The sequence below is a fragment of the Herbaspirillum chlorophenolicum genome, from assembly GCF_001189955.1.
GTDB lineage: Bacteria > Pseudomonadota > Gammaproteobacteria > Burkholderiales > Burkholderiaceae_D > Herbaspirillum > Herbaspirillum chlorophenolicum.
In genome coordinates this window covers 1-9,957 of record NZ_LFLT01000078.1, presented here as the reverse complement: position 1 = coordinate 9,957, position 9,957 = coordinate 1, and the positions used below count along the sequence as shown (strand labels likewise).

At 56.6% G+C, this 9,957-nt stretch carries 9 protein-coding genes; 3 read left to right on the top strand and 6 right to left on the bottom strand.

Going from position 1 to position 9,957, the window contains the following annotated elements; genetic code table 11:
• Positions 1–82: 82 nt before the first annotated feature.
• Positions 83–1,339 carry an allantoate amidohydrolase gene (locus tag AKL28_RS22490; RefSeq protein ID WP_050470535.1) on the bottom strand — a complete coding sequence of 419 codons (1,257 nt, stop codon included), beginning with the start codon at positions 1,337–1,339 and terminating at the stop codon, positions 83–85.
• A gap of 157 nt (positions 1,340–1,496) precedes the next feature.
• Here AKL28_RS22490 and AKL28_RS22485 point away from each other — a divergent pair, with 157 nt between their 5' ends.
• Positions 1,497–2,807: a C4-dicarboxylate transporter DctA gene (locus AKL28_RS22485; RefSeq protein ID WP_050470534.1), complete on the top strand. Its 1,311-nt coding sequence runs from the start codon at positions 1,497–1,499 to the stop codon at positions 2,805–2,807.
• 85 nt (positions 2,808–2,892) lie between these two features.
• Positions 2,893–3,579 (top strand): GntR family transcriptional regulator, encoded by a 687-nt coding sequence (locus tag AKL28_RS22480; protein ID WP_050470536.1) that lies wholly within the window; start codon positions 2,893–2,895, stop codon positions 3,577–3,579.
• A gap of 127 nt (positions 3,580–3,706) precedes the next feature.
• Here the strand turns inward: AKL28_RS22480 and AKL28_RS22475 are convergent, their stop codons facing one another.
• Positions 3,707–4,159 carry a MarR family winged helix-turn-helix transcriptional regulator gene (locus tag AKL28_RS22475; RefSeq protein WP_231602628.1) on the bottom strand — a complete coding sequence of 151 codons (453 nt, stop codon included), beginning with the start codon at positions 4,157–4,159 and terminating at the stop codon, positions 3,707–3,709.
• A 69-nt stretch (positions 4,160–4,228) separates the two neighbouring features.
• Here AKL28_RS22475 and AKL28_RS22470 point away from each other — a divergent pair, with 69 nt between their 5' ends.
• On the top strand, positions 4,229–5,395 hold the full coding sequence (locus AKL28_RS22470; protein WP_050470532.1) for an FAD-dependent oxidoreductase: 1,167 nt from the start codon (positions 4,229–4,231) through the stop codon (positions 5,393–5,395).
• An 81-nt stretch (positions 5,396–5,476) separates the two neighbouring features.
• Here the strand turns inward: AKL28_RS22470 and AKL28_RS22465 are convergent, their stop codons facing one another.
• From AKL28_RS22465 to AKL28_RS22450, 4 genes are all read right to left on the bottom strand, one after another.
• Positions 5,477–6,922 carry a methylenetetrahydrofolate reductase C-terminal domain-containing protein gene (locus AKL28_RS22465; RefSeq protein ID WP_197091079.1) on the bottom strand — a complete coding sequence of 482 codons (1,446 nt, stop codon included), beginning with the start codon at positions 6,920–6,922 and terminating at the stop codon, positions 5,477–5,479.
• Positions 6,923–7,019: 97 nt separating this feature from the next.
• A complete protein-coding gene (locus AKL28_RS22460) occupies positions 7,020–7,529 on the bottom strand; it encodes a flavin reductase family protein (RefSeq protein WP_050470530.1) in 510 nt (169 codons plus the stop codon).
• Between the two features lie 195 nt (positions 7,530–7,724).
• Positions 7,725–8,753, bottom strand: a complete 1,029-nt coding sequence (locus AKL28_RS22455; RefSeq protein ID WP_174525359.1) for a methionine synthase — start codon at positions 8,751–8,753, stop codon at positions 7,725–7,727.
• 27 nt (positions 8,754–8,780) lie between these two features.
• Entirely contained in the window at positions 8,781–9,764 is a 984-nt protein-coding gene (locus AKL28_RS22450; RefSeq protein ID WP_050470528.1) for a DUF1852 domain-containing protein, read from the bottom strand.
• Positions 9,765–9,957 lie beyond the last annotated feature (193 nt).

Here is a 9,957-nt window from a genome sequence, read left to right as displayed (position 1 = left end):
TTTGCATCTGCGTTCCTTTACTTTATTGAATGCGTTTTCTGTTTCGATATGCGTGAGCCGGACGAGGCGAAAAAGCCGCTACTCAGGCACGATAGTTCTCGACGAAGGTGCTGAAGACCTGCGCCGCAACGGCGGCGTCGTCGACGGTCATGGTTTCGTCCGGATGGTGGCTGATGCCGCCGTTACCGCAGCGCACGAACAACATGGCGACGTCGGCGATGGCGGCAATCGCCATGGCGTCGTGGCCGGCGCCTGAAGGCAAGTGGCGCACCGGCCAGCCGGCAGCTTCGATGGCTTGCGCCAGGCCGCCCTGCAGGCGCGGCGCGCATGGCACGCTGGAGGCTTCATGGGTCTTGCGCAACTGGATGTCGACGCTGCGGCGCGCGGCGATGCGTTCGATTTCGGCCACCGTATCGGCCACGGCGGAGATGCGGTCGGCATCCTGCTCGGCGCGGATGTCGATGGAAAAACCGGCATTGCCCGGCACCACGTTGGCCGCGCCATTGACGACCTCCAGGATGCCCATGGTGCCCACCAGCCCCGGCTTGATGCTGCAGCGGCGCTCGATGAACAGGCCGATCTCGGCGGCGGCCATGGCAGCGTCGCGCCGCATGTGCATGGGCACCGTGCCGGCATGGCCCGCCAGCCCGCGCACTTCGGCCATGAAACGGGTGGCGCCCGAGATCGCAGTGACCACGCCCACCGGCAGGTCTTCGTTGAGCAGCAAGGGACCCTGTTCGATATGTACCTCGACAAAGGCAGCTACCGACCGCCGCGGCCAAGCCGCCTCGGCGATGCGGCCGGCATCGAAGCCGGCAGCCTGCATGGCCCCGCGCATGCTGATGCCTTCGCTATCCACGTTCCCCAGCACGGCCTGGTCGAAGGTGCCGGCAATCGCCCGGCTGCCCAGCAGCGTAGCCTTGAAGCGCACCCCCTCCTCTTCCGAGAAACCGATGATGTCGACCGGGAAGGCAAAACGCCGACCCTGGCGATTCCACTCCGCCACACAGGCCAGCGGCAACAGAATTCCGAGATTTCCGTCGTATTTGCCTGCATTGCGCACCGTGTCGAAGTGCGAACCGGTTACCATCGCCGGCGCCTGGTCATCCACGCCGGCGGCCGCTTCATAGCGGCCGATGACATTGCCGGCCTGGTCGCGACGTACCGTCATGCCCGCCTGCAGCATCCAATCCATCAGTTGTTCGGCCGCAGCCTGATGCACCGGGGTCAGGTAAGTACGCGTGAGCATGCCGCCAGCCTCGCTGTGCCGGGCCAGTTCGTCGGCCCACTGCATGGCCTGCTGGCCGCCTTGCCGGTATTGCTCTGGAACATCTTTCATCGCTGTCTCCTTGGGTGCGTCGTTTGGATGAATCAATTTTGTATATTTTTATTGTATTCAAAAATTGTATGCAATATAGTGATCTTGTTCCAGCCCATAAGAAAAAAATTTCCCGGCTGCGACAAACTTTCATAAAAAACAACATCAGGAGACAACGGTGAGCAAACTATTCAAGTCCTTGTTCGGGCAAGTGGTACTTGCCCTCATCGGCGGCATCGTGATCGGGCTGTTCTGGCCTGAATTCGGGCAAAGCCTCAAACCCTTGGGCGACGGCTTCATCAAGCTGATCAAGATGATCATCCCGGTGATCGTATTCTGCGTGGTGGTGCAGGGCATCTGCGGCGCGCGTGACCTGAAGAAGGTCGGCAGCGTAGGCGTGAAAGCGATCATCTATTTCGAAGTGGTCACCACCATTGCCCTGCTGCTGGGATTGGTGCTGGCAGTGGTGTTCCAGCCGGGCGCCGGCATGAACATCGATCCGCACAACCTCGACGCCAGCAGCCTGGGCACCTATGTGGAGAGCGCCAGCAAGGTCAAGGGCACCGGATTCACCGAGTTCATCATGAAGCTGATCCCGGCGACCGCAGTCAGTGCATTCACCTCGGGCGACGTACTGCAGGTGCTGCTGATCTCGGTCACCTTCGGCTGCGCGCTGCTGCTGATCGGCGAAAAAGGCGCACCGGTGGTGGCGCTGGTCTCATCGCTGTCGGACGCCTTCTTCAAGTGCATGTCCTTCTTCATCCGCCTGGCGCCATTGGGCGTGCTGGGCGCCATCGCCTTCACCGTCGGCAAGTACGGCATCGGCTCGCTCAAGCAACTGGGGTTCCTGGTACTGCTGTTCTACGGCGCCGTGATCTTCTTCGTGCTGGTGGTGCTGGGCGGCATCCTGCGCCTGTCGGGCCTGAGCATCTTCAAGCTGATCCGCTACCTGCGCGAAGAACTGGTGGTGGTGCTGGCCACAGCCTCCTCCGACAGCGTACTGCCGCAGATCATGAAGAAGCTGGAACACATGGGCATCAAGAAGTCCACGGTCGGCCTGGTGATCCCCACCGGCTATTCGTTCAACCTGGATGCCTTTTCCATCTACCTGACCATGGCCGCGCTGTTCATTGCCCAGGCCACCAACACACCGCTGGCCACCGGCGATTTGCTGGCCATCCTGGCCATTGCGCTGGTCACCTCCAAGGGCGCGCACGGCGTACCGGGTTCGGCCATCGTGATCCTGGCGGCGACGCTGACCACCATCCCCGCCATCCCGGTGGTCGGCCTGGTGCTGGTGCTGTCGATCGACTGGTTCATCGGCATCGCCCGCGCGCTGGGCAACCTGCTGGGCAACTGCGTGGCCACCGTGGTGATCGCTTGCGGGGAAAAGGACATCGACAAGGCACGCGCCCGCGCGGTACTCGGCGGCCAGCAACTGGCGCCGCTCCATAGCGCGCCGATGGGCAACGAACAGGTGAACGGGTAAACAATATATGGGAATGAGCATGGATGAGGCGCGAGCCAGTGGTTACAATTGGGACAAGACCACGACCAACCGCCCATCCATTCCCATGACCGATCTTGTGCCCGCCCCCGACAGTTCCGAGGCCATCGCGCGCGATATCGCCGCCAACATTGCCGAACAGCGCCTGCCGCCCGGCGCCAAGCTACCCGAAGAAGCGCTGGCGCGGGTCTACCAGGTCAGCCGCACCAAGATCCGCTCGGCACTACTGATGCTGGCCAAGGACAAGCTGGTCGACCTGGTGCCCGACAAGGGCGCCTTCGTCTGCAAACCCACGGTGGAAGAAACGCGCAACATCTTCTTCGTGCGCCGCACGCTGGAAGTGGCAATGGTCAGGGAATTCGTGGCACGCGCCACGGCGCCGGACTATGACCGGCTGGAAGCCCACCTGCAAGCGGAGCGCCAGGCGCTCAAGGACAACAACATGCAGGTGCGCTCAACCCTCTTGAGCGACTTCCACATCCTGCTGGCCAAGATCGTCGGCAACGATGTGCTGACCGACATCCTGGAAAAACTGGCCGGCCGCAGCGCGCTGATCACCATGCTGTACCAGTCCACACGCGACGCCGCCTGCTCCTCCGAAGAACACAGCGCCTTCATCGCCGCCGCCCGCGCCGGCGATGTGGAGCGTGCGGTGGAACTGATGGGGCATCATCTGCAGCACGTGGAACAGGCGCTGATGTTCGAGCCCCCTTCCGGCCCTCGCAAGGATCTGCTGCGCGAACTGCTGCTGTAAGAAGCTGTCCCTGCAGCCCATACTCGCCCGCCTCTTGCCTGTCGTCTTTACTGATTAAGAGATGGTCCGCAATCGGACATGAGCAGTCGTTCGTGATTGCTCTTGCACTGGATAGTATTGCGCATTTTCAATCATTCCCCTCGCCGGTAACACTTGCCATTAGGCGTTGAAGCAAACTAACCAGCACCTCCTTTTCTTCCTTGCTTAAGGCTGCGCACACATTCTGATCGATATCTCTCAGGACAGCGCGTCCGGGTTCGAGTAACTGTCGAGCTCGATCAGTAAGAAAAATCAGACTGCTGCGCCTATCAGTCGATGACGCTTCCCGCGCGATCAGCCTATCGCGCTCCATTCGCGCTAGCAATTGCGCCATGCTGGGCTGTTCCACATTGGCCAGATCCGCCAATTCCTTTTGCGTGCGCTTGCCGCCATCCTTGAGTGCCACCAGTACAGGTAACTGGGAGCTACTGATTCCGACTTCACGCAGTCGTTCATCCGTCGGCTTCAACAATGCACGAGCCAGTCGATTTATCAGCAAAGTAGGCATTTCATGTGGACGCCAGGCTTTCGCTTTATTCATAAACATCCTTTACATAGGCACCTATTTATTATATAGATAGGCACCTATTAATATACCGGAGCCCTGAAAATGCGACAACAGCCATCCATCGCCATCATTGGTGCAGGCCCCGCTGGCCTGACTGCGGCGAACGTTTTTCATCTCCGCGGCTGGCAATGCCAGGTATTTGAGTCCGATGCATCGGCCGTATCACGTGACCAAGGAGGGTCGCTGGATCTTCATCCTGAAGACGGCCAGCTCGCCCTGAAGAAAGCAGGCTTGCTTGAGCAGTTCATGGCCGTTGCACGACATGAAGATCAAGGGCTGCGAATCATCGATGGCACAACGGGCACCCTCACCCGTGAATTCGCTCCGACAGCCGGAGCTGGAGAACGGCCGGAAATCGATCGGGATGTTCTACGTCAGCTCCTTCTGGCCCCGCTGGACGGAAACATCATCCATTGGAATTCATGTGTGCATGCCGTAGTTATCCAGCCTGACGGGCGCACCACGCTGCAATTGCAGGAGGGAGTTGCTGGACCATTTGACCTGGTCATCGGTGCGGATGGCGCATGGTCCAAAGTCCGGTTGGCATTGACGGACGCAGTGCCTGCCTATACCGGGGTTACCTTCGTCGAGCTTTGGCTCGACGATGTTGATCAAACTCACCCGGCCGCGGCAGAGCTGGTCGGTCATGGAACGATGTTCGCATTGCGTGATCAAGCCGGCATCATCGGGCAGCGCAACGGCAAGGGAAGGCTGCGTATCTATGCAGCCTTTCGCACCCGACCGGAAGAAGGTGATCGGCCTGATAAAACACTAATCAATATAAGCAGAGATGAACTACTTTCACGTTTTACCGGCTGGGCGCCTGCCCTCACCTCATTGTTGCGGGAGGCGGATCACATTGCCGCCATTCGCCCCATCATGACGCTTCCAGCCAAGAATAGCTGGCCCCATCAATCGGGCTTGACACTGATAGGAGACGCGGCGCATGTGATGCCTCCCCTGGGTACGGGGGTGAACTTAGCCATGCTTGACGCCGCTGAGCTGGCAGAAAGCTTGATCAATGCCGCAGATTGGCGCCAAGCTGTGCAAGACGCTGAACGTGCCATGCTCGACCGATCCAGTGCTATCGCAAGTCAATGTATTGAATCATTTGGAGAAATGTTCAGCCAGGAGGCACAGCAGTCGTGGATTGATCACTTTGATGCTCATCATGCCCTCCCTTCTTCCGGGACAATTCCAGCAGTATGACGTTACTGTGCTATTGCCGCCGTCTGCTTCCGGCCAGAAGCCGACATATCATTGACCAGTCATCATTCTCTGGGTTTCAATTCAGCGCCCTGTCGTCGAATCTTCTGATTCGAACCATTCAGGCCAGGAGCTGCGGTGCCTGTCGCCCGCTTCGATGCAAGGAATCAACGTCTGCGCCAGCACAGGCAACTGATTGGCAGATTTGGCAATTCGGTATTTGACACTGTGCACGCACTCCCGGTCGGCAAATTCGCAACGGTTGAGCCGGGTACCGCCACAGGGGCCGTTCGCCAGGCCTTTGGGGCATGTCTCGGGGCATACGTAGAGGGTGTCCTGCAAGCGGCAACGGCCGCAGGTATCACAGCCGACCAGCGGCCGTTTGATCGTCCGCTCGACAGCATGTAGCGCATCCGCAGCCGCACCGGCCTTCCAGATCGGCCGCGTCACGCTCCAGCCAAAGGCCCTGCTGAGCCATCCCGTGCGACTGAAGAATTGGCCATGTACCTTAGAGAGCAGCGTGTATCGCAAGCGCTCCCGGCGGGTGGCGGTGACATCGGATTGCCCCATTTCCCAGGCGCCGGTTTCGGGGAGGAAGCATACCTGGCTCGCCCCAGGCATTTGCCAACTTGCATGCCATCGTTCGATCCAGTCGGCCAGTGAGGTCATGCTGTCCCGCTGCTCGCCGATTGCCTGCTCCAACGAAAGCAGTTCGTCCAGCGTATGCACCCCGGACACATGCACTCCGGCATAACCCATCAATTGCAGGCCCACTATTTGCAGCGCCAGGCGCTCGAGACTTCGTGCATCGGCATAGGCCTGCGATACCTGTTGCTCCCGGCCCAACAGCTCGCGCATGGATTCGGTGATGACGATGCCGGGCACGGCCTCCAGGACGGCCGCGCGCTTGTCGGTCAGCCTCATCACGCAGGCCAGCATGGGTTTCATACGTACCTGGGCGCGCATCCAGGTCTGGGCTTCACTATGCTTGGCGGCGTCGAAGCCCAGTTGCAAGGTAAAGAAATCAGCGCCAGCCAAAAGCTTTTTCTGCGCCTTCAGATACTGTGCGCCGCCTTCTTCTTCGCGGTATTTGAACGGGTTCAACGCCGCGCCCAGCAGCCAGTCCGGGCAATGCTCACGGGCGATCTGCAGCGCGGGTACCGACTCCAGATAACGTACCGGCGCCTGACCAGGATAGTGGCCTGGCAAGCGGTCGCCACTGAGCAGCAACAATTGCTCCAGACCACGCACCTTCATCAACGCCATCTGGCGCAGCAAATCCGTACGTTCGCGATCCTTGCCTGAAAAATGCAGCAAGGATGAGGGCGGATCTCCCAATGCCCCTGCGCCTTCCAGGGGGCTCAGGTCCGAGCGCAGGCCAACACGATCGGCGAAGGCTGGCAATAGCGGCCAGCCTGCCAAATGCCCGCGCTGGACGATTTGCTCAAGCTCAGCCAAGCGCGAAGGGGACTGTTGAGGAACGATCTCCAGCACGCAGACGAAGCGTCCTTCGCTCAGTGCCTGTTTCAATGAACTCAAAGACGGCTCAATACCTTGTCAATCAAAGGAGCGTCGTTGTCGCGGCCTCCTGGCGATAGTGCAGAGCAACGACTGCGACGATAAGCGCTCAAACCGCGCTATGCGCGGCAATGTTGCGATATTGTCCTTTGAAATACAGCAATGGCTGTGTGGCAGCAACTTCTTTCAGATTCAACGCTTTCACTTCACCAATCACGATCAGGTGATCGCCTGCGGCGTGTTCGGCGTAAATTTCACAATCAAGCCAATGCAGGCTGCCGGCAATGATCGGATTACCCAGTGGCGATTCCTGCCATTCGATTCCGTGCCACTTGTCCGCGCCTCGCCGGGCGAATTGGTTGGAAATCTTGATTTGCTCATCCGACAGGATATTGACTGCGAATCGACCCGCCTGGCGAATTTTTGGATAGCTGGCCGAACTGGACATGACGCTGAATGACACCAGCGGCGGACTCATCGACACGCTATGGAACGACTGGCAAGTGAAGCCAATCGGCTCGCCGTCGATGTGAGATGTAATCACCGTGATGCCGGATGCGTAGTGCCCGAGCACTTCGCGAAAGCGCAATGGCTCGATAGCAGTACTGGAAATTGACATAGTAGGTACTAAATACTGGGCGCAGTTCGACAGTGTTAAAGAAGACCGGAAGTAGTCCGGCAATGTTGGCTGACTTCAGCCTTTATCAATATTGAAAGCGACTAGTCAATCAAAACCGACCACATTGCCCACTCGATTCTCCGCGTTTGGCCGTCGCGAGCAGATCACTCACGACGACCATTTTTCGCCTCAAAATTAGTTCGAGAGTTCTCGACGGACGATTTCTGCGCCTGCACTTAAAGCATTCAGCTTGCCTCTTGCCACTCCACGAGACAAGGGAGCCATGCCACAGTTGGTGCAAGGATAGAGCTTGTCGGCATCGACAAACTGGAGTGCTTTTCGCAGGGTGTTGGCGACTTCCTCGGGTGTTTCAATGGTATCGGTTGCCACATCAATGGCCCCTACCATCACTTTTTTACCTCGGATCAGCTCAATGAGATCCATTGGAACGCGAGAGTTGTGGCATTCCAGCGAGACGATATCGATACTGGATTTTTGCAGCTTGGGAAAAGCTTCTTCATATTGCCGCCACTCTGAGCCCAGCGTCTTTTTCCAATCCGTATTAGCCTTGATGCCATAGCCATAGCAAATATGGACAGCAGTTTCGCACTTCAGTCCTTCAATGGCCTTTTCCAGCGTGGCAACGCCCCAATCATTCACCTCATCAAAGAAAACATTGAATGCGGGCTCATCAAACTGGATGATATCGACACCAGCAGCCTCCAGCTCCCTGGCTTCCTGATTGAGAATCTTGGCGAATTCCCAAGCCAGTTTTTCGCGGCTTTTGTAATGGTTGTCATAAAGCGTATCGATCATCGTCATGGGACCTGGCAGAGCCCATTTGATCGGCTGCTTGGTTTGCTGACGCAAAAACCTGGCGTCTTCGACAAACACCGGCTTTCGGCGAGCCACAGCACCCATGACCGTCGGTACGCTCGCATCATAGCGGTCACGGATTCTGACGGTCTTGCGGTTCTCGAAATCGACGCCATCCAGGTGCTCAATAAACGTCGTCACAAAATGTTGACGCGTTTGTTCGCCATCACTGACGATGTCAATACCCGCGTGTTGCTGTTCCTGCAGCGACAAACGCAAGGCGTCTTGCTTGCCCTCGATCAATCCCCCATCTTGCAATTTCCAGGGTGACCAGAGAGTCTCGGGTTGTGCAAGCCAAGAGGGTTTAGGCAAGCTGCCAGCAGTTGAAGTGGGTAACAATTTTTTCACAATAGATGACCTGGTGTTTTTGATTAGTCAAAGAGGGGTGTTAGCGGACCACTGCTCAAGAATCGCCTGGTATGGTTTGATAAAGTGCTCCTCGACAAACCTTCCCTGCTCAATAGCCAGACGGCTACGTTCTTCTCGATCATAAACAATCCGGGTTAATGAATAATCCTGGTGTTTCAAGCTTGGTTGATAAGACTTTCCCGCTGCAGAATTCGCGTTGTAAATCTCAGGCCGGTAAATCTTTTGGAAGGTATCCATCGTGCTGACGGTGCCGATAAGCTCAAGATTGGTGTAGTCACCCAGCAAATCGCCGGAAAAATAAAAAGCCAGAGGTGCAGCACTATTCGGAGGCATGAAGTAGCGAACCTTCAAGCCCATTTTCTTGAAGTATTCATCAGTCAAGGAATACTCATCCTGCAGGTATTCAACGCCCAATACAGGATGCTGGTTTTCGGTCCGATGATAGGTCCTGCTACTCGAAACGCTCAGACATATAACGGGTGGCTTCTTGAAATAGTCCTTGTAGGTGCTTGAATTCACGAAGCACTTAAACAGCTTCCCGTGCAGCTCGCCAAAATGATCCGGCGTGCTGAATTTTGGCTGATTCTTGGTGTGCTCCAGCAGCAGCACGCTGAAATCGTAATCTCGCACGTAAGAGGAAAAATTATTCCCTACGATGCCCTCAATGCGTTCATCCGTTTTTCGATCGACAATATTTGTCTTCAATATTTCAATCAAAGGGAGCGCATTTCCACTGCTCTCACCATCGATATTCATCTCAACGGAAATGATGTCGAGTTTGACGGCGTAACGATCGCCTTGGGGATTGTCCCAATGCGCCAAGGCATTGAAACGATTGTCAATCATCCGGAAGGTATTACGTAAGTTCTCCTGGCGACTCTGCCCTCTGGCCAAATTAGCAAAGTTGGTTGTGATGCGCGTAGTGTCTGAAGGACGATAGTCTTCATCGAAACTAATGCTCTTGATGGCAAATGCGAACTCTTTACTCATGGTGATCCGGTACCTTAATTTCTGAGATGAAACCTGCGCCTATTTCTTGCTTCTTCAGTACTTCCCAATTTTCTTTGTTTGGCTTTTTTGATTCAGCAGTCTTGACATTGTCGATATTCGAGACGAATTTTATGCTGCGCCATCCATGAATAAAAATGAATTGATTTCATAAAACCATTAGTCATACTCATAG

Coding starts and splice junctions, on each gene's coding strand:
- AKL28_RS22490 (WP_050470535.1), bottom strand. CDS start 1,339: ATGAAAGATGTTCCAGAGCAATACCGGCAAGGCGGCCAGCAGGCCATG.
- AKL28_RS22480 (WP_050470536.1), top strand. CDS start 2,893: ATGACCGATCTTGTGCCCGCCCCCGACAGTTCCGAGGCCATCGCGCGC.
- AKL28_RS22475 (WP_231602628.1), bottom strand. CDS start 4,159: ATGAATAAAGCGAAAGCCTGGCGTCCACATGAAATGCCTACTTTGCTG.
- AKL28_RS22470 (WP_050470532.1), top strand. CDS start 4,229: ATGCGACAACAGCCATCCATCGCCATCATTGGTGCAGGCCCCGCTGGC.
- AKL28_RS22460 (WP_050470530.1), bottom strand. CDS start 7,529: ATGTCAATTTCCAGTACTGCTATCGAGCCATTGCGCTTTCGCGAAGTG.
- AKL28_RS22450 (WP_050470528.1), bottom strand. CDS start 9,764: ATGAGTAAAGAGTTCGCATTTGCCATCAAGAGCATTAGTTTCGATGAA.